This window comes from Aureimonas sp. OT7 (genome assembly GCF_014844055.1).
GTDB lineage: Bacteria > Pseudomonadota > Alphaproteobacteria > Rhizobiales > Rhizobiaceae > Aureimonas > Aureimonas altamirensis_A.
The window spans coordinates 3,059,456-3,078,597 of sequence record NZ_CP062167.1; the positions used below are offsets into that span (position 1 = coordinate 3,059,456).

Below are 19,142 nucleotides of genomic sequence, written 5' to 3' on the forward strand. Positions count from 1 at the left end.
TAAAGCGAAATCAAGAAACCGCGGACCTCAAGGGCCCGCGGTCGATTGGTATTGCGATAATTCAGCGAACGGGCGGCGCGTACTGCAAGCCGCCATTCGTCCACAGCGCGTTCTGGCCACGGGCGATACCCAGCGGCGAACCCGCGCCGACATTGCGCTCGAACATTTCGCCATAGTTGCCGACAGCCTTGATGGCCTGGGCGGCCCAGTCGGCCGGAAGGCCGGCATCGGCGCCGAACGTGCCTTCCGTACCGAGAAGGCGACGAATCTCGACGTTGTCGGAGCTCTTCATCTCTTCGACATTGGCCTGGGTGATGCCGAACTCTTCGGCGTTCAGCAGGGCGAAGTGAACCCACTTCACGATGTCGAACCACTGCGGGTCACCCTGGCGCACAGCCGGGCCGAGCGGCTCCTTGGAGATGATTTCCGGCAGCACGATATGCTCGTCCGGGTTGCCGAGCTCGAGACGCGACGCATAGAGGCCGGAGGCATCCGTGGTCAGCGCATCGCAGCGGCCGCTGTCGTAGGCGGCGTTGACGTCGGCCTGCGACTCGATGACGACCGGGTTGTATTCAAGGTTATTGGCACGGAAATAGTCCGCGAGGTTCAGCTCGGTGGTGGTGCCGCTCTGCACGCAGACCGTGGCGCCCGAAAGCTGCAGCGCCGAATTGACGCCGAGCGCCTCGCGCACCATGAAGCCCTGGCCGTCATAATAGTTGACGCCGGCGAAATCCAGGCCGAGCGCCGTATCGCGGCTCATGGTCCAGGTGGTGTTGCGGGCCAGAACGTCGACTTCGTTGTTCTGCAAGGCCGGGAAACGCTGCACGGCCGAGAGCGGCGTGAAGGTTACCTTGGTGCCGTCGCCGAAGATGGCGGCGGCGATAGCCCGGCAGTAATCGACATCGAGGCCGGCCCATTCGCCGTCATCCTTCTGATAGCCGAAACCCGGAAGGCCGGTGTTGACGCCGCAGCGTACCGCACCACGCTCCTTGGTGGCCGCGAGCGTCTGTGCGGATGCGGTCCCCGCCGCGACACCCAGTGCCGAGAGGCAGAGGGCGGCAGTCAGAAGCTTCAATTTCATAGAACACCTTCCGTTTGAATATGAACGTATCGAAATCATTGCCGACTATAAGGCCACGCGCTATCCACGCCATGACTTCGACTGGCGGCAATCACATGCGATAAAAATTGGCAGGTCAAGCTTCAGCCGCATTTTTTGCACGAGCGAAAGGTGTACTCGGAATTACTGCCCGTTCCGCGATCAAAAGGACGTAAACTTGAGCAACTATCAGAAGTCCTCAACACATAATCGTCATCTGCACACGCAAGCCGCGCATTCCGGGTGGGATCCGGGGACCCATGATGGCTTCATCCATCCCCCTGTCGTGCATGCTTCCACGGTGCTGTTTCCAGACACCGAAACCATGCGCAAGGGCACGCAACGTTATACTTACGGGCTTCGCGGCACACCGACCACCGAGGCGCTCGAGAAGGCGCTGGACGTCATGGAGGGCTCTGCGGGAACGATCCTCGTGCCATCCGGCCTGGCCGCCATCACCGTACCCCTTCTGGCGTTCCTTGGCGCGGGGGATCATCTACTTTGCGTAGATTCCGTTTATGGACCGACGCGCCGCTTCTGCACACAGATGCTGCAGCGCACAGGTGTGGATATCACCTACTTCCACCCGGACGACGACCTCGAATCGCACATGCGGCCCGAGACGCGGGTCGTCTTTCTTGAGGCGCCCGGCTCCAACACGTTCGAAATGCTCGACGTGGCGCGCGCCTGCGAAATCGCCCATGCGGGCGGTGCCGTGACGATGATGGACAACACCTGGGCGACGCCCATGTATTTCCAGCCTCTGCAACACGGGGTGGACCTCTCGATCCACGCTTTGACCAAGTATCCGGCCGGCCATTCCGACGTGATGCTGGGCAGCGTCTCGGCCACGCGGGAAACCTACGGGCGCCTTCGCGAGGCGCAGATGGCCCTCGGCGTCAATGCGGCCCCCGACGATGCCTATCTGACGCTGCGGGGCCTGCGCACCATGCCCACCCGGATCGAGCGGCACGGCCGCTCCGCGCTGGACATCGCACAATGGCTGGAAGGGCATCCGGGCGTCGCCCGGGTTCTTCATCCGGCCCTCCCCTCATTCGCCGGCCATGCCCTCTACGAGCGGCAGTTCACGGGCTCGACCGGGCTCTTCTCGATCGTCCTGGACGGCGGCGGCGACCGGGAGGCCGCGGCCTTCCTGGATGCCTTGCGGATTTTCGGACTTGGCTATTCCTGGGGCGGCTTCGAGAGCCTGGCGCTCCAGCCGGACCTGTCCGACCGCGTCGCCGCCAAGGCGCCGGCCGAAGGGCCGGTCATCCGGTTGCAGATCGGCCTGGAGGATGTCTCGGACCTCAAGGAGGATATCGAGCGCGGTTTCGCCGCAGTGGAGGCGTTGCACGCCTGACATTCGGCGTCGCCCCGCGTCACGACCGGTGACGCGGGGCGATATCCTGCTTCATCTTTTCGAATTGCTTGCGCAGTTTATCCGGCGGCTGGCGCGGCTTGAGGTCGATTCCACCGGACAGGCTTTCAGCGATCGCTTCCAGCGCCGTCATGCGGGCGTAACGCTTGTCGTTTGCCGGCACGAGAACCCATGGCGCATCCGGGGCACCCGTCCGCGCCAGCATGTCGTTGACGGCATCCTCATACTCGTACCATCTGTCGCGATTGCGGAAATCCTCGTAGCTCAGTTTCCATCGCTTCAGCGGATCCTCCATGCGATCCCGGAAGCGCACGTACTGCTCGTCGGCAGTGATATAAAGAAAGATCTTCACGATGCGGATGCCGTCATCGGTCAGCGACCGCTCGAAGGCGACGATCTCGTCATAGGCGCGCCGCCATTCGGCCTCGGTGGCGTAGCCCTCGACGCGCTCGACCAGAACCCGGCCGTACCAGGAACGGTCGAAGACGGCGATGCCGCCCTTCGACGGCAGCTTTTCCCAGAAGCGCGCCATATAGTGACGCTGCTTGTCGGCCTCGGACGGTGCGGAGATCGGCCATACCTTGAAACCGCGCGGATCCATCACGGCCGACATCCGCCTGATGGTGCCGCCCTTGCCGGCGGCATCCCACCCTTCGAAGACGACGACGGCGCTGTCGCCCGTGTTCAGGTACGCCTGCTGTATCCGTACCAGGGTTTTCTGCACAGCCTTCTTGCGATGCGCGTACGCTGCCTTGTCGAGATGCTGCCCCATGTCCAGACGGTCCAGTCGGGGCACACCCGCCGCGGTGGAAATGGTTGCGTCCATGCCGTATCCCCGAAAAAATAGAGCGGCACGAGGCCGCTCTTAAAGTCTGGCTGGAGTATCAGGTCACGAAACCCGACGGTTCTAAAACGCATATCCGACGATTTGGTTGCTGCATGGGCGATCGCAATGAGATCGCAACCAAGCGTGACCTGCGACGTTTAGGACCGGAACGCCTACCGGCGTGGCGGGGGCTCGTAGCTGCCCGACAAAAGACCAAAGCCAGGCGCAGGAGATTATGCATGTTCCGCGACAAGCCCACGGCCTATGACAGGCTGACGGATGCCCTCAGTGATATCGGTGACCGGATCGCTGATCTCGAAAGTCAGATAGCCGACCGGGTCAACCCCAAGCCGAGTACGTTCGAGCGGCTCAAGCGCGAGGTCGCCCGCCTGCCCGGCCTGCCGCAGCAGCGGAGCCGCTGGGATTTCCTCTCCAACCTGCATCTGCCGAGCGCCGACGAAGCGCGCAATCAACTCGACCGCGCCCAGCGCTCGTTGCGTTCCGGCGCACACGAGGTGGGCGATCACATGCGGGAAGGTGCGGGAACGCTCCGTTCCTACCTGCCGGCAATCACGCCGGCGCTGGGCAGCCTTCGCCTCCCAGCCGCATCGGATATCAAGGCGCTGCGCCGCCGCCACCGCCCGCAGGGCCTGCTGGACCATGTCCGCAACAATCCCGGCCTGTCGACGGCCGTGGTGGTGGGTGGCGTCGTGCTTGCCGCGGGCGCGGCGCTGTATGCCAGCAACAAGATCGCCGAGCACGCGGAAGAGCCCGACTACGACGTCGTGCGGAAGGAAGGCGACATCGAGATCCGCGACTATGAGGCCATGCTCGTTGCCGAGACGGTCAAGGGTGGCTACCACGAGAAGGCGCGCCGCCTCGGTTTCGAGGCGCTCTACAACTTCATCCGTGCCCACAACAGGTCCGGCAAGAAGATCGCCATGACGACGCCGGTCCTGCAGCAATTGTCCGAGGGCGACGGCAAGGCCAAGGGCTGGGCGATCCGCTTCATCATGCCGAGCAAGTACTCCAAGTCGAGCCTGCCGGCTCCGGAGACGGACGATGTGCGCATCGAGGAAGTGCCGGCACGCCGGATGGTGGCGATCCGCTTCGGGGGCGTGTTCAACGCCTCGCTCGCCAGCAAGAAGCTGATGGCACTCTACAACTATCTTGCCGACGAGAACCTCAAGCAGAAGGGCGACCCGGTCTACGCCTTCTACAACCCGCCCTGGACCCCGGGTTTCCTGCGCCGGAACGAGATCCTGATCGAAGTCGAATCCTGATGGTAGCATGATACCACTCCTTGTGGTTTCATAATACCTCATAGCGAAACCCCCGGCTTTCCGGGGGTTTCGCGCGCTTAAAGCCGGTCGAAATTTGCAGGTGGCGCCTTGATTGTCGCCGAGTTTGCCGTTATGGGATGCGTCGAAAGCGGCCGATCGGTCGCCTTTTTCGTGTGTTGGGGATGTCCCCGGCCTCCGAACGCACCTTTCCAAAGGGCATTGAGATGAAAACCTTCTCGCAAAAGAACGAGACGGTCGAGAAGAAGTGGATCCTGATCGACGCCGAAGGGCTTGTCGTAGGCCGCCTCGCGTCGCTCGTCGCACTCCGCCTTCGTGGCAAGCATAAGCCGACCTTCACCCCGCACATCGACGATGGCGACAATGTCATCATCGTCAACGCCGACAAGGTGGTGTTCACGGGCAAGAAGTTCCAGGACAAGACCTACTACTGGCACACCGGCTATGCCGGCGGCATCAAGGAGCGCAAGGCGCGCGAGATCCTCGAAGGTCGCTTCCCCGAGCGCGTGCTCGAGAAAGCCGTCGAGCGCATGCTGCCGCGTGGCCCGCTTGGCCGCCGCCAGTTGAAGAACCTGCGCGTCTACGCCGGCGCGGAACATCCGCATACGGCCCAGACGCCTGAAACGCTGGATGTCAAGGCGCTCAACGCCAAGAACACGAGGGCTGCATAATGGCCGATCTGAATTCCCTCCAGGATCTCGGTGCCAGCCCGGCCGCGCAGCCGGAAGCGCCCGTCCATGTCCAGAAGCTGGACGCCCAGGGCCGCGCCTATGCGACCGGCAAGCGCAAGGATGCGGTTGCCCGCGTATGGGTCAAGCCGGGCAGCGGCAAGATCACCATCAACAACCGCGACTTCTCGGAATACTTCGCCCGTCCGGTGCTGCAGATGGTGCTGCGTCAGCCCATCGTCGCGGCAGCGCGCGATGGCCAGTTCGACGTCGTCGCCACGGTTGCCGGCGGCGGTCTTTCCGGCCAGGCCGGTGCCGTGCGCCACGGTATCTCGCGCGCCCTCACCTACTACGAGCCGGGCCTGCGCTCGGTTCTCAAGAAGGGTGGCTTCCTGACGCGCGACAGCCGTACGGTCGAGCGCAAGAAGTACGGCAAGGCCAAGGCCCGTCGTTCGTTCCAGTTCTCGAAGCGCTGACATTCTCGCGTTTCATTTCGAACTTACGAGGGCCGCAGGAAACTGCGGCCCTTTTCTTTTCTGCGAGCGGAGTATCGCCATGGCTGGAAAATCGATCGACCACGCGTTCACCGCCTCCGGCAATACCGGTGCGGCATCCGACCCGACCTATGCGGGTGTGCCCTCGTTTCTGCGTCGCCGCTTCACCAAGGACGTATCGGGCACCGACGTTACCGTCTGGGGCATCCCGTTCGACAGCGCGGTCTCGAACCGGCCCGGCGCACGCTTCGGGCCGGCAGCCATCCGCCGCGCTTCGACGATCTTCGACAATGACCCGCAATATCCCTTCGGCATCGACCTGTTCGAGCGGATGAGCGTTGTCGATTACGGTGATTGCCTGCTCGATTATCGCCTGCCGGAAACCGCGCATGACACGATCCGCGCGGAGGCGTCCACGCTTGTCGCGCAAACCGGTTTCCTGTTGACGCTTGGCGGCGACCACTCGATCACGTGGCCGCTGCTGCGGGCTCATGCGGACGCTTACGGCCCCCTCGGGTTGATCCATTTCGACGCGCACCAGGATACATGGCCCATCGCCATCGCGGCGGATGGCACGCAACGCGTCGACCACGGCTCGTTCCTGATCGCGGCGGTCGGGGCCGGCATCGTCGATCCGCAGCGGTCCATCCAGGTGGGCATCCGCACCCATGCGCCTGAAAGCTGCGGCATCGAGATCATCCATGGCGACGCGCTGGACGAGATGAGCGCCGCCGAGATTGCCGCGCGCATCACGGCACGGACCGGTTCAGGCCCCTCTTACCTGACATTCGACATAGACTGCCTGGACGTGGCTTTCGCACCGGGCACGGGAACGCCCGTGGCCGGCGGACCCTCCAGCGCGCGGATGCTGTCGGTGCTGCGCAAGCTCGGCCACCTGCCCATCGTCGGTGCGGACGTGGTCGAGGTGTCTCCGCCCTACGACCACGCGGACATGACCTCGATTGCTGCCGCCACGGTGGCTATGTATATGCTCGGCCTGAGGGCCGAAAAGCTCGAAAGCGGAGTAAGGCAGGCATGAAACCGCGCATCTTCATCGACGGCGAACACGGCACGACGGGCCTTCAGATACGCGCACGTCTGGCCCGCCGCGACGATATCGAGCTGACGTCCATTCCCGAGGCGGAGCGGCGCAATGCCGACCTGCGCGAGGAGATGCTGCATGCGGCCGATATCGCGATACTGTGCCTTCCCGACGATGCCTCGCGGGACGTGGTCGCCCTTCTGGGCGGCAATAGTTCGACGCGGCTGATCGATACCAGCACCGCGTTTCGCACCGCCGAAGGGTGGGTCTACGGCTTTGCGGAACTCGAGCCGGAACAGGCCGGGCGCATCCGGGAAGCCCGCTTCGTCGCCAACCCGGGCTGCTACCCGACAGGGGCGATCGCGCTGTTGCGTCCGCTGCGGGACGCCGGCCTGCTGCCGGCCGACTATCCCGTTTCGGTCAATGCGGTGTCCGGCTATACGGGCGGCGGCAAGCAGATGATCGCCCAGATGGAAGACCCGACGCGGGAGGACGCCATCACCGCCCCGCATTTCCTGTACGGGCTGGACCTGCAACACAAGCACCTCCCCGAAATGCGGACTTATGGACGGCTGCCCAGGGACCCGATCTTCGCGCCGTCGGTGGGGCGTTTCGCGCAGGGCATGCTGGTGCAGGTGCCGTTGCACCTGGCGGGCGTCTCACCGGAAACCATCCATGCGGCGCTGGCCGAGCATTACGAGGGCCAGGACATCGTAACGGTGGCGTCGCTGACCGAAAGCGCGGGCGCAAAACGGCTGGACCCGACGGAACTGGCGGGCACCGACCGTATGAAGCTGCATGTCTTCGCATCGAAGGACGCAAGCCGCGTCAACCTCGTGGCGCTTCTGGACAATCTCGGCAAAGGGGCTTCCGGCGCCGCCGTCCAGAACATGGATCTGATGCTGGCCGCCTGATCAGGCGGCCCTGGCGCCTTCGGGCGCCCCGACGCGCGGAAACATCGGCCGCGCGTGAACCACGGAAAGCGTAAGCACGCCGATTGCCCCGGCCTGGTGCAGCAAGGCCCATTCGATGGGGACGTGCAGCAGAAGCGTTGCAATGCCAAGGCCCGCCTGTGCCACAACGGCGCCCACCAGCCAGAGCGCCCCCAGCGAATAATGGGCGGACGGCGCTGCGCGCAGGCAGCGCACGGCATGGATGATCACCACCGTCAGGAGCAGGTAGGCGCCCAGCCGGTGGAAGAACTGGACCGCTTTCACGTTCTCGAAGAAATTGTGCCAGACGGGCTGCATCGAGAACAGGCCGGACGGCACAACCGCGCCATCCATCAGCGGCCAGGTATTATAGGCAAGGCCCGCATTGAGGCCGGCGACGAGCCCGCCCAGATAGATCTGGAACAGGCAGAGGAACACGATGGCCAGTGCCATGCGCCGGCTGCCGCGCGACGGGGCGGCATCGGGCCGCAAGGGACGCAGTCCCTCGGCAACCCAAAGGGTCGCGATGAAGATGATGCAGGCGGTGGTCAGATGAACCGCCAGTCGGTACTGGCTGACGTCGGTCCGCTCGGTCAGGCCGGAGGCGACCATCCACCATCCGATGGCGCCCTGAAGGCCACCCAGCGCGAGAATGCCGAGAAGACGAGGCTTGAGGCGGCTTTCGAGCCGGCCCGTGACCCAGAAGAAGGCGAGCCCGAGCGCGAAGACGACGCCGACGCCCCGCGCCAGAAAGCGATGCGCCCATTCCCACCAGAAGATCGTCTTGAACGCATCCAGGCTCATGCCCCGGTTGACAAGCTGGTATTGCGGTATCTGGCGATAGAGGTCGAACTCTTCCTGCCATTCGGCGGCGGACAATGGCGGGATAATGCCGTGAATGGGCTTCCATTCGGTGATGGAAAGCCCGGATTCGGTCAATCGCGTCGCGCCGCCCACCACCACCAGGGCGAATACCATCGCGGCAGCCAGATAAAGCCAGAGCCGGATTGCCCGGTTGGAGCCCTTCGTTCCGGCGCGTGTGCCGGCCGGCTGCCGTGAGATAAGCTGCGTGTCGACCATGGGGATGCCATTCCAGATACGGTGTCGCACATCCGGCCTTGCGTCCGGCGTACAAAGCGATCATTTGGACCCAAATCGATGATGCCGCAAGCGGGCCCTCCGGAGCCCCGGTCAAAATGCGGTCAACACAGGATCGCCGAATGCCCATCCGCCTGAAAAAACTGATCGGCACCGTGCTCCTGATCGTCATCGTGATCCTGTACGCGATCGTCGCCACCGCAATCGCCTCCGCCACGCTGGCCAATGCGAGCGGCTGGGTGCAGCTTCTCTACTTCCTGTTGACCGGTCTTGTCTGGATCCTGCCTGCGATGGTCATCATCAAGTGGATGGAGACGCCGCCGCGCCGCTGACGACTTAGCGTTTGGTTAACCATGATGAGACTATGGTTAACCAAGAATTGTGATCGGCGGATGAGATGGCACGTTTCGGTGGATTGGCTGCGGCATTCTGCGCGTCTTCGCTGGCCACTGCCTGCACGACGTATCAGCCACCCGCCCCGGCCTTCCACCCTGCCCTGACCGGCGAGCATTATGTCGATTCCGGCGACCGGCTTCGCATCACCGTCTATGGCGAAGACGATCTTTCCAGCCAGTACGCCGTGGACCAGGCCGGTTATCTTTCGATGCCGCTGATCGGCAACGTTCCGGCGCGCGGGCAGACGACCAGCCAATTGCAGGGCGCGATCGAAGCGCGGTTCCGCGACGGCTTCCTGCTGCACCCAAGCGTCGCGGTCGAGGTGACGGAGTATCGCCCCGTCTTCGTCATGGGCAGCGTCGGCGGGCCGGGCCGCCATGCCTTTCTGCCGGGGATGACGGTACAGAACGCCATCGCCGCCGCCGGCGGCTTCGCCCCCTCGGCCGACCAGGCGAGCGTGGATCTGACGCGGGCGGTGAACGGGCAGGTCATGACAGGCCGTGTCCTGATTACCGACCCCGTCATTCCAGGCGACACGATCATGGTGCGCGACCGGTTCTGAGCATCGCGGCAGCCAGGGGCCGCCGCGATGCAGGATGGTCAGAGAAGGCCGCGGCCGGCCAGGCGAGCGTGGATCTGACGCGGGCGGTGAACGGGCAGGTCATGACAGGCCGTGTCCTGATTACAGACCCCGTCATTCCAGGCGACACGATCATGGTGCGCGACCGGTTCTGAGCATCGCGGCAGCCAGGGGCCGCCGCGATGCAGGATGGTCAGAGAAGGCCGCGGCCGGCCAGGCGAGCGTGGATCTGACGCGGGCGGTGAACGGGCAGGTCATGACAGGCCGTGTCCTGATTACAGACCCCGTCATTCCAGGCGACACGATCATGGTGCGCGACCGGTTCTGAGCATCGCGGCAGCCAGGGGCCGCCGCGATGCAGGATGGTCAGAGAAGGCCGCGGCCGGCCAGGTTGCGCATCAGATGGCTGACGCCGAAGGTCCAAGGCTCGCAGGCATCCGTCGCGCGGATTTCATTGACGAGCGTGCCGAGGCGCGGCGAATGGATGGCGACGATATCGCCCTCCTTATGCGTGAAGCCCTGCCCTGCGACGTCGCGATCATCCGTCGGAGCGAACAGGGTGCCGAGGAACAGGACAAGGCCATCGGGATAGGCGTGATGGCTGTTGAGCGCCTGTGCTGCCAAATCGGCAGGATCGCGGCTGATCTTGTCCATCAGCGAGAAGCCCGACAGGACATAGCCTTCCCGGCCTTCCACCGTCAGGTCCAGGCGCGCGTTGCGGATATCGTCCAGCGTGAAATCCGCATCGAAGAAGCGGATCACCGGGCCGATCGCACAGCTTGCATTGTTGTCCTTGGCCTTCGACAGCAGCAGCGCCGAACGCCCCTCGAAATCGCGCAGGTTGACGTCGTTGCCGAGCGTGGCGCCGACGACCGTCCCTGCCGAGGCGATCACCAGCACGATTTCCGGCTCCGGATTGTTCCAGGCCGAATCCGGGCGTACGCCCGCGAGCTGGTTGGAGCCGACCGACGACAGGATCTGCGCCTTGGTGAAGATCTCGGCATCGGGGCCGATGCCGACTTCCAGATACTGGCTCCAGGCACCTTTTTCGGTCAGGACGCGCTTCAGCTCCATCGCTTCCGGGGAGCCGGGCTTCAACGCCTGCAGGTCGTCGCCGATCAGGCGGCCGACCTCCTCGCGGATGGAGCGGGCTGCCGTGGGGTCGCCCTTGGCGCGCTCCTCGATAACGCGTTCCAGCATCGATACGGCGAAGGTGACGCCGGCCGCCTTGACGGCCTGAAGGTCGATCGGAGCGATCAGCCACGGCCGCGACGCGTCCCGCGTATCGGGATGGGCGTTGGCGAGGATGTCCTCGAACTGCCCGACAGTCTCGCCGGCGGCGGCGCGCAGGGCGGCCGCCGGGTCCTGGCTTTCGCACAGGTCGCGCATGGTGGCGTAGGTGGCGGATATATCCACCACCGCGCCGTCGCGGATCGCCGCGACGCATGGGCCGATGCCCGGCCGCCATATACGCGCGGCCAGCGCGGCCGCGCCGGCATCCTGCGGCAGCGGTGACAGGCCGGCTGCGCCGTCAGCCATTGTAGGCCACCACGGCCTGCTCCTGCCGGCCGAGCCCTTCGATGCCGAGAGCCACCGTTTCGCCGGCCTTGAGATAGCGCGGCGGCTTCTTGCCCATGCCGACACCGGGAGGGGTTCCGGTGGTGATGACGTCGCCGGCTTCGAGCTTCATGAACTTCGAGAGATAGGCAATGATGTGTGCGATCGTGAAGATCATGGTCGAGGTATTGCCCGTCTGCATACGCTGGCCGTCGACGTCCAGCCACATATCGAGCTTCTGCGGGTCTGAGATCTCGTCACGCGTGACCAGCCATGGGCCGAGCGGTCCGAATGTCGGCGCGCTCTTGCCCTTGGTCCACTGGCCGCCGCGCTCGATCTGCCATGCCCGTTCGGACACGTCGTTGCAGATCGTGTAACCGGCGACATGCGACAGCGCCTCGGCTTCCGATACATTGTACGCATCCTTGCCGATCACGACGGCGATCTCGACTTCCCAGTCGGTCTTCTCGGAGCCGGCCGGCACGACCACGGGGTCGAAGGGACCGCTGAGCGACGAGGGCGACTTGTTGAACACGATCGGCTCTTCCGGGATCGGCAGGTTCGACTCGTGCGCATGGTCGACGTAGTTGAGGCCGATGCACAGGAAGTTGCCGGCACGCGGCACCACCGCGCCAAGGCGTGCACCCTCGGGCGCTGCCGGCAGCGAAGCCAGGTCGGCAGCGCGGAGCTTGTCCAGCGCGGCATCGGAAAGGTTGTCCGGCGTGAAGTCGGTAACGATGGACGAGACATCGCGGATGACACCGTCATCACCGAGGATGCCGGGCTTTTCCTGGCCGGCCGGGCCGAAGCGTACGAGTTTCATCGAAAATAATCCCTCTTTTCCCTGGGCGCGCGCAGCGCCGCACCTGCTTACCACAGGACACGCCCGCCGTAACACAGGTTACGGACGGGCGACAGGCCTATTTGCCCCAGCTCAGCGCCAGCGGCTGCACTTCGCGGGCAAGTTCCAGCAGGCCCTCGCGCGTGGCGGGGTGGATCTGCTCCATCGGATGGCGCACGCGGTCGCAGCCGATGACGCCGCCCGCCTGCATGACGGTCTTGGCCGCGCGCAGGCCGCACTGCCGGTTTTCGTAGTTCACCAGCGGCAGCACGTGCGCATAGGCCTTGGCCGCCTCGGCACGGTTGCCGGCACGGTGATGATCGAAGACGGGGCGCAGAAGATCGGGCAGCAGCGCGCTCGACATGGTGCCGGTGGCTCCGGCGTCGAGGTCCGCCATCATCGTGATCGCCTCCTCGCCGTCGAACGGCCCCTCGATCACCTCGCCGCCGGCCTCGATGAGGGCGCGCAACTTGGCGGCGGCCTGCGGCGTCTCGATCTTGAAGTAGCGGACCAGCTCCAGCTCGCGGGCCATGCGCACCAGGAACGGCACCGAAAGCGTAACGCCCGACAGCGGCGCATCCTGCACCATGACCGGAATCCCGGCCGCTTCGGACACACGCTGGAAATGCTCGAAGATGTGCTTTTCGTCGGCGCGCAGCGCGGCGCCGTGATAGGGCGGCATCATCATCAGGATGGCAGCGCCCTGCTCCGCGGCGCTCCTGGCCCTGGCGGCCGCGATGTCCGTGGAGAAATGGCTGCACGTCACCATGACCGGCACCCGGCCCGCCACATGCTCCAGGCACAGCCGGGTCAGCGTCTCCCGCTCCTCGTCCGACAACAGGAACTGCTCGGAATAGTTGGCAAGGATGCAGATGCCGTCGACACCCTGGTCGATCATGCAATCCATGACACGGCGCTGGCCTTCCAGGTCGAGCGCGCCGTCCTGAAGAAACGGCGTCGGTGCGACCGGGAACAGCCCGGTGAACGGCTGGCGCGCGGTAGAACTCATTCTCAATTCCCCTCCCTGGGATCGTGCCTCGTAAGGCGCGTTGCTGCGGGCGGCCCGCGCCTTCACACCCCGAAAGGGCGCTTTAGCGCGGTCCGTCCGCCTTGCAAAGCGAAAAGTATGATTAATCGAGCATATCGGCCGGCAGGCTCTGGCCGAAATACTTCTCGTAGATGGCGTTCAGCTTGCCGTTATGCAGGTTGGTGCCGACCCATTCGTCCAGGTAAGCCTTGAACGCGTCGTCGTTCTTGCGCAGGCCGATGGCCATGGGATAGGCGGCCATCTCGAGCTTCACTTCCATGTCGAGGCCGGGGTTCTGCTGGGCCAGCGCCTGCGCCGTCGAAAGCGCGGCGGCGAACAGCTCCTGCTGGCCTGTCGCGACGGCGGTCGTGGCGGTGGCCTCGTCCTCGTATCGCACGATATTGGCGTCGGACCCGGATTCCTTGACGGTGCGTGTCAGCTCGATATCGGCCGTGGTGCCGCGGGCGACGGCGATGGACTGCCCGGCCAGCCCCGCGGCGTCGGCGATCTCCATCGAAGCCGGCGCGGCGATGACCACCGGGATCACGCCGTAGGGGCGCGAGTAATCGATGACCTTCTTGCGCTCCTCGGTAATGGAGAAGGAGGCGATCACGGCATCGACGCGGTTCGAGATCAGGAAGGGCACGCGGTTTGCGCCGGAAACGGCGACGACTTCGAGCGCGACCCCAAGGTCTTCCGCCAGCAGCTTGGCCGTCTCGACATCGGAGCCGGTCTGCTGCGCCGTGCCGTCGAGCATGCCGTAGGGCGGATGGCCGAGATCGATCGCGACGACGATGCGGCCGCGCGACTTGATATCCGCCAACGTGTCGGCGCTGGCCGAAGCCGCGAGGGCCCCGAGGGTTACGCCGAGCGCCAGTGCGCCGGCCAGAAACTTCTTCATCATGTGGTCTCTCCCTGAAATCGACCTTGTGGTTCGATGGATGACGGCGACGATCACAGACCGTTGCCGATAAATTGCCGCAGCTCCTCCGTCTGCGGATTGGCGAGCATGCCGCCGGAGCCCGTCTCCCAGACCTTGCCCTGGTGCATGAACACGACGAGGTCGGCGACCTTCTGCGCGAACGCCATTTCATGGGTGACGAGCACCATCGTCATGCCTTCGGACGCCAGGCGCGCGATAACGCGAAGCACCTCGCCCGTCAGCTCGGGGTCGAGCGCCGAGGTCACCTCGTCGAACAGCATCAGGCGCGGCCGCATGGCCAGCGAACGGGCGATGGCGACGCGCTGCTGCTGTCCGCCGGACAGCTGCTCGGGATAGGCCTGGGCCTTGTCGGACAGCCCGACTTCGGCCAGCACCTCGGCCGCCAGCGCTCGGACGGCCTCGCCCTTGACACCGTTGACCTTGCGCGGCGCCAGCGTGACGTTCTGCTCGACCGTCAGGTGCGGGAAGAGATTGTAGCTCTGGAAGACGATCCCGACATCCTTGCGCAGATCGCGCAGGTCGAAGTCGTTGCCGTGCAGGCCGCGGCCGCAGACGGTCAACTCTCCAGAGTTGATCTTCTCGAGCCCGTTGATGCAGCGTAACGCCGTGCTCTTGCCCGACCCGCTCCGGCCGATCAGCGCAACCACCTGGCCGGGTTTCACGTCGAGGGTGATGCCCTTCAGGACTTCGAGCGAGCCGAAGCTTTTTCTGACGTCGCTGAACCGCACGAGCGGTGCCGACGGATCGGTCATGGGGTCTGCCCTTTGGAAAAGTGTCGATGCGTTCATGGATCAGGCCTCCGAACGGTTCAGGCGGCGCTCGAAGCGGCGGGCGTAGACCGAGAGCGGATAGCAAACCGCGAAGTACAGGAGCGCCGCGAAGGTGAAGACGACGAAGGGCTGCAACGTCGCATTGTTAAGGATCTTGGCCGAGTAGGTCAGGTCGAAGAAGCCGATGACCACCGAATAGGAGGTGTTCTTCACGATCTGCACGAGAAAGCCGACCGTGGGCGGCACGGCGATGCGCAACGCCTGCGGAAGGATCACGTAGACGAAGCGCTGGGTGCTTGTCAGGGCAAGGCACTCGCCGGCCTCCCACTGCGTTTTCGGCACGGAGAGGATGCAGCCTTTCCAGATTTCGCCGAGATAGGCGCTGGAATAGAGCGTCATGGCGATGCCCGCCGACACCAGGGCCGAGAGCGAATAGCCGTAGATGCTGAGGCCGAAATAGACCACGAACATGATGACGGGCAGCGGGATCCCCTGGATGAGCTGCACATAGAGGCTGAAGGCCCGCGAAACCCAGCGATTGCGGGCGCTGCGCCCCAGCGCCACCGGAAGGCCGACGATGGTGCCGCCGACGAAGCCGAGCAGCGACAGCAGGATGGTCCAGCCGGCGCCCTGGATGAGAAACCAGTATTGTGGAAAAGTCAGGCCGAGCAACACGGGTCGCGCCTCCTCAAAGCGGGGTCTTCAGTTTGCGCAGGCGCGGGAACGCTGCCTGCGCCACGCCGTGCAGCAACAGCCGCAGCGCCGATGCGAGCGCCAGATAGACGACGGCGATGACGAGGTAGACCTCGAAGCCGCGGAAGGTGAACGACTGGATCTGGTAGGCAACGCCCGTCAGCTCGTTCGCGGAGATCTGCGACATGATCGAGGTGGCCAGCATCATCAGGATGAACTGGCTGACCAGCGCGGGATACACGCGCTCCACGGCCTGCGGCAGCTGCACGTTGAAGAACATCTGGCTGCGTGACATGGCAAGGCAGGAGGCGGCCTCAAGCTGCCCGCGCGGAATGGACTGGAAGCCCGCGCGCATGATCTCGGCCGTATAGGCCCCGACATTGATGACCAGCGCTATGACGGCGGCATTGAATGGCCCGATCCGCGCACCCAGCACGGCCAGCCCGAAGAACAGCCAGAACACCTGGATGACCAGCGGCGTGTTGCGGATGCCTTCGACATAGATGGTCACGATGCGGCGCGCCCATGCCGGACCGGACAGCCGCGCGACGGCGGCTGCGGTGCCGAGGACGAAGCCGGGCACGATGGAGACGAGCGTCATCCAGGCCGTCTGCTGGATCCCCAGCCAGATGTCGGGCATGTATTCCCGCAAAAACGAGAAGTCGAATTCATAAGACATGAGAGCCCCCGCCCTGCGGAAGACTTCCGCAAGGTAATCTCACTACTGGACTATGCGTGTGCGTTGTGTGCCGCCGGGCCTTGTACCCGTGACCTTAAGCCGCCTCGACTATCGACACGTGCTTTACTCCTCCCGAATTCACTTGCATGGCGCGAGTGAATAAACTTGACTTCGGGACGGCTATCATAGAATGGCTATTGCGTGCAATGACCAATTTTATAACCAGGTGACGTGATGTCCGAAGCGATCGACACGATTGTCCCAACGATCCTCTTGAACCCGAAAGACAATGTGACGGTTGCGCGCGAGGCGCTGGAAGCCGGCGTCGCGCTTGGGGCGGGCATCGCCACGCTCGACGCCGTGCCCAGCGGCCACAAGGTCGCCATCCGCGCCATCGCCGCCGGCGAACCGGTACTGAAATACGGACAGGTGATCGGCATCGCCTCCCGCGATATTCGCCCGGGCGAGCACGTCCATCTGCAGAACCTCGCCATGCAGGAATCCAACGCCGCCCACGACTTTGCGGCGGACGCGCGGGAGACCCCGCTCCTGCCCGAGGCCGAGCGCCGGACGTTCGAGGGCTACCTGCGCGCGGACGGCCAGGTGGGCACGCGGAACTACATCGGCATCATTTCGTCCGTGAACTGCTCGGCCACCGTTTCGCGCGCCATCGCCGATCACTTCAACCGCGGTGGCGGGCTGGCCGGCTTCGACAATGTCGACGGGGTCGTCGCGCTGACGCACGGCACCGGCTGCGCCATCAACATGCAGACAGAGGGATACCAGTTCCTCATCCGCACCTTGAGCGGGTATGCGCGCAACCCCAATTTCGGCGGCATCCTGATGATCGGTCTCGGATGCGAGACGAACCAGATTTCCTTCATCACCGAAAAATACGGCCTCGATGAAGGGCCGTTGTTGCGCACGATGACGATCCAGCAGTTGGGCGGCACGCGCAAGACCGTCGAGATCGCCTCCGGGATCATCCGCGAGATGCTGCCCGAGGTGAATGCCGCAAAGCGCACGCCGCAACCGGTCTCCAAGCTCAAGGTGGCGTTGCAGTGCGGCGGCTCGGACGGGTATTCCGGCATCTCGGCCAACCCGGCACTCGGCTATGCGGCGGATCTGATCGTTCAGAACGGTGGTACGGCGGTCCTGAGCGAGACGCCGGAAATCTACGGCGCCGAACATCTGCTCACCCGGCGCGCCGTATCCCAGGCGGTCGCGCAGAAGTTGATGGACCGAATCGATTGGTGGCGTGACTATACGGCGCGCCACGGGGCCGAGCTGAACAACAACCCGTCGCATGGCAACAAGGCAGGCGGCTTGACCACGATTCTCGAAAAATCCCTGGGCGCGGTGGCCAAGGGCGGCACGATGCCGCTCGAGGCGGTCTACGAATATGCCGAGATCATCGACAGGACGGGCTTCGTCTTCATGGATACGCCGGGCTACGACCCCGTCGCCGTCACCGGGCAGGTGGCCGGCGGCTGCCAGGTCGTCGTCTTCACCACGGGGCGTGGCTCCGTGTCCGGGTTCAAGCCGGCGCCATGTATCAAGGTCGCCACCAATAACGACATGTACGAGCATATGAGCGACGACATGGACGTGAACTGCGGGGGCATCGTCACCGGCGAGGATACGATCGAGGCCGCCGGCCGCCGCATCTTCGAGAAGGTGCTGGCGGTGGCGTCCGGCGACAAGCCGCTCAGCGAGATCTACGACTACGGCGACAATGAATTCGTGCCGTGGCAGCTCGGCGCCGTGACCTGACCCGATGAGCATGGCGGCGGAGGCGGCAGGAACAGGCAGACGGCCGGCCTATGCTCGGATCTGTGAGGCCGTGCGCACGGGCATCGAGCGCGGTACCCTGCCGGCCGGCGCCGTGCTTCTGGAAGGGCCGCTGGCCGAATTGTTCAATTCCAGCCGGTCCCCGGTGAAGCAGGCGCTTGCGCAGCTCGAGTCCGAGGGGCTTCTGTCACGCTTCCAGGGCCGTGGCCTGATGGTGAGCGGGGCGGACCGCCCCCTGCGCCTGGAACTGACGCAGGAGCATCTGGCCATCGGAGAGGACAGGCTCGCCGATGAACGCACCAACACAGCAGACATCTACTACTACGAGGTCGAACGCGAGATCCTGAAGCGCTCGCTGTTCGGCCGGTTCCGTGTCAACGAACTGGCGCTGGCCCGGCATTACGGCGTCGGCCGCACTGTGGCGCGTGAGATTCTGTTGAAGGCGCAACTGGCGGGCATCGTCACCAAGGGCGAGAAGGCCCATTGGTGGATCGTTCCTCTCAACGAGGAGCGGCTGCGCAACCTGTACCAGCTTCGGGAACTGCTGGAACCGGTGGCATTGCAGGCGGCCGCGTCTCACCTTCCGGCCGACGCCCTCGAAGCGATCCAGAATAGGCTCGATAGCGCCATGCAGCGCTTTCCCAACCTTGGCATCGCCGAGCTCGACCAGTTGGAGAAGGATCTCCACACCGACTGCCTCTCATTCTGCCCCAACCGGGAAATTCTGGAGGCATTGGGCCGCAGCCGCGCCTCCATCATCTCCGGCAAGCATATGCAGAGCATTCTCATGCGGACGCCGCGGACGGACGCATTCCTGGACGAGCATTCGGCCGTCGTGACCTGGCTGGCCAAGGGCCGGCCGGCGGAGGCGGCGGACGCGCTTCTGAACCATCTGGTGATCTCGCGCGAGAAGGGCGTCGAGCGCCTCGCCGAATTTCACCGGCGGTTCAGCGCGACGGCGGTTGACTACATCGTCGATTGACCGCATTCACGCTGCGGTAATGAAAAGTCATATTATTGCGGGAGG

Annotated in this window: 20 protein-coding genes; 10 read left to right on the top strand and 10 right to left on the bottom strand. The window is 64.5% G+C overall.

What is annotated here, in order from left to right:
• Positions 1 to 61: 61 nt before the first annotated feature.
• Positions 62 to 1,081 (bottom strand): amino acid ABC transporter substrate-binding protein, encoded by a 1,020-nt coding sequence (locus IGS74_RS14550; protein ID WP_192387088.1) that lies wholly within the window; start codon positions 1,079 to 1,081, stop codon positions 62 to 64.
• A 235-nt stretch (positions 1,082 to 1,316) separates the two neighbouring features.
• Between IGS74_RS14550 and metC the strand changes: the two genes are divergently transcribed.
• Positions 1,317 to 2,459 (top strand): cystathionine beta-lyase, encoded by a 1,143-nt coding sequence (gene metC / locus IGS74_RS14555; protein WP_192391820.1) that lies wholly within the window; start codon positions 1,317 to 1,319, stop codon positions 2,457 to 2,459.
• Positions 2,460 to 2,478: 19 nt separating this feature from the next.
• On the opposite strand, the gene IGS74_RS14560 is transcribed toward metC, so the two are convergent.
• Complete coding sequence (locus tag IGS74_RS14560; protein WP_192387090.1) at positions 2,479 to 3,303, bottom strand: polyphosphate kinase; 825 nt, start codon at positions 3,301 to 3,303, stop codon at positions 2,479 to 2,481.
• Between the two features lie 239 nt (positions 3,304 to 3,542).
• On the opposite strand from IGS74_RS14560, the gene IGS74_RS14565 reads away from it, so the two are divergent.
• The 5 genes from IGS74_RS14565 (at position 3,543) to argC (ending at position 7,722) form a co-directional block, all read left to right on the top strand.
• Positions 3,543 to 4,586, top strand: a complete 1,044-nt coding sequence (locus IGS74_RS14565) for a heme-binding protein (RefSeq protein ID WP_192387092.1) — start codon at positions 3,543 to 3,545, stop codon at positions 4,584 to 4,586.
• A gap of 224 nt (positions 4,587 to 4,810) precedes the next feature.
• Positions 4,811 to 5,275 carry a 50S ribosomal protein L13 gene (gene rplM / locus IGS74_RS14570; RefSeq protein WP_039196146.1) on the top strand — a complete coding sequence of 155 codons (465 nt, stop codon included), beginning with the start codon at positions 4,811 to 4,813 and terminating at the stop codon, positions 5,273 to 5,275.
• Entirely contained in the window at positions 5,275 to 5,748 is a 474-nt protein-coding gene (gene rpsI, locus IGS74_RS14575) for a 30S ribosomal protein S9 (protein ID WP_039196071.1), read from the top strand. The genes rplM and rpsI overlap by 1 nt, the downstream gene beginning before the upstream one ends.
• Before the next feature lie 79 nt (positions 5,749 to 5,827).
• Positions 5,828 to 6,805 carry an agmatinase gene (gene speB, locus IGS74_RS14580; RefSeq protein WP_192387094.1) on the top strand — a complete coding sequence of 326 codons (978 nt, stop codon included), beginning with the start codon at positions 5,828 to 5,830 and terminating at the stop codon, positions 6,803 to 6,805.
• Positions 6,802 to 7,722 (top strand): N-acetyl-gamma-glutamyl-phosphate reductase, encoded by a 921-nt coding sequence (argC, locus tag IGS74_RS14585; RefSeq protein ID WP_192387096.1) that lies wholly within the window; start codon positions 6,802 to 6,804, stop codon positions 7,720 to 7,722. The genes speB and argC overlap by 4 nt, the downstream gene beginning before the upstream one ends.
• Here argC and IGS74_RS14590 read toward each other — a convergent pair whose 3' ends face one another.
• Positions 7,723 to 8,820: a COX15/CtaA family protein gene (locus tag IGS74_RS14590; protein ID WP_039196077.1), complete on the bottom strand. Its 1,098-nt coding sequence runs from the start codon at positions 8,818 to 8,820 to the stop codon at positions 7,723 to 7,725.
• A gap of 140 nt (positions 8,821 to 8,960) precedes the next feature.
• Here IGS74_RS14590 and IGS74_RS14595 point away from each other — a divergent pair, with 140 nt between their 5' ends.
• Positions 8,961 to 9,170, top strand: coding sequence for a DUF2842 domain-containing protein (locus IGS74_RS14595; protein WP_039196080.1), 210 nt, complete (start codon positions 8,961 to 8,963; stop codon positions 9,168 to 9,170).
• Positions 9,171 to 9,235: 65 nt separating this feature from the next.
• Positions 9,236 to 9,796 carry a polysaccharide biosynthesis/export family protein gene (locus IGS74_RS14600; RefSeq protein ID WP_192387098.1) on the top strand — a complete coding sequence of 187 codons (561 nt, stop codon included), beginning with the start codon at positions 9,236 to 9,238 and terminating at the stop codon, positions 9,794 to 9,796.
• Between the two features lie 384 nt (positions 9,797 to 10,180).
• Here the strand turns inward: IGS74_RS14600 and IGS74_RS14605 are convergent, their stop codons facing one another.
• The 7 genes from IGS74_RS14605 to IGS74_RS14635 all read right to left on the bottom strand — a co-directional run bounded on the left by IGS74_RS14605 (position 10,181) and on the right by IGS74_RS14635 (position 16,324).
• Positions 10,181 to 11,353 carry a fumarylacetoacetate hydrolase family protein gene (locus tag IGS74_RS14605; RefSeq protein ID WP_192387100.1) on the bottom strand — a complete coding sequence of 391 codons (1,173 nt, stop codon included), beginning with the start codon at positions 11,351 to 11,353 and terminating at the stop codon, positions 10,181 to 10,183.
• Positions 11,346 to 12,194 (bottom strand): fumarylacetoacetate hydrolase family protein, encoded by an 849-nt coding sequence (locus IGS74_RS14610; protein WP_039196086.1) that lies wholly within the window; start codon positions 12,192 to 12,194, stop codon positions 11,346 to 11,348. The genes IGS74_RS14605 and IGS74_RS14610 overlap by 8 nt, the downstream gene beginning before the upstream one ends.
• A 97-nt stretch (positions 12,195 to 12,291) precedes the next feature.
• Positions 12,292 to 13,221: a dihydrodipicolinate synthase family protein gene (locus IGS74_RS14615; protein ID WP_039196089.1), complete on the bottom strand. Its 930-nt coding sequence runs from the start codon at positions 13,219 to 13,221 to the stop codon at positions 12,292 to 12,294.
• Positions 13,222 to 13,342: 121 nt separating this feature from the next.
• On the bottom strand, positions 13,343 to 14,143 hold the full coding sequence (locus IGS74_RS14620; protein WP_192387102.1) for a transporter substrate-binding domain-containing protein: 801 nt from the start codon (positions 14,141 to 14,143) through the stop codon (positions 13,343 to 13,345).
• A 50-nt stretch (positions 14,144 to 14,193) separates the two neighbouring features.
• Positions 14,194 to 14,934 carry an amino acid ABC transporter ATP-binding protein gene (locus IGS74_RS14625; RefSeq protein WP_192391821.1) on the bottom strand — a complete coding sequence of 247 codons (741 nt, stop codon included), beginning with the start codon at positions 14,932 to 14,934 and terminating at the stop codon, positions 14,194 to 14,196.
• A 39-nt stretch (positions 14,935 to 14,973) separates the two neighbouring features.
• Positions 14,974 to 15,624 carry an amino acid ABC transporter permease gene (locus tag IGS74_RS14630; protein WP_192387104.1) on the bottom strand — a complete coding sequence of 217 codons (651 nt, stop codon included), beginning with the start codon at positions 15,622 to 15,624 and terminating at the stop codon, positions 14,974 to 14,976.
• A gap of 16 nt (positions 15,625 to 15,640) precedes the next feature.
• Positions 15,641 to 16,324: an amino acid ABC transporter permease gene (locus IGS74_RS14635; protein WP_039196097.1), complete on the bottom strand. Its 684-nt coding sequence runs from the start codon at positions 16,322 to 16,324 to the stop codon at positions 15,641 to 15,643.
• A 234-nt stretch (positions 16,325 to 16,558) separates the two neighbouring features.
• On the opposite strand from IGS74_RS14635, the gene IGS74_RS14640 reads away from it, so the two are divergent.
• Positions 16,559 to 18,097, top strand: coding sequence for an altronate dehydratase family protein (locus IGS74_RS14640; protein ID WP_192387106.1), 1,539 nt, complete (start codon positions 16,559 to 16,561; stop codon positions 18,095 to 18,097).
• A 10-nt stretch (positions 18,098 to 18,107) separates the two neighbouring features.
• Positions 18,108 to 19,097: a GntR family transcriptional regulator gene (locus IGS74_RS14645; RefSeq protein WP_281413068.1), complete on the top strand. Its 990-nt coding sequence runs from the start codon at positions 18,108 to 18,110 to the stop codon at positions 19,095 to 19,097.
• Positions 19,098 to 19,142 lie beyond the last annotated feature (45 nt).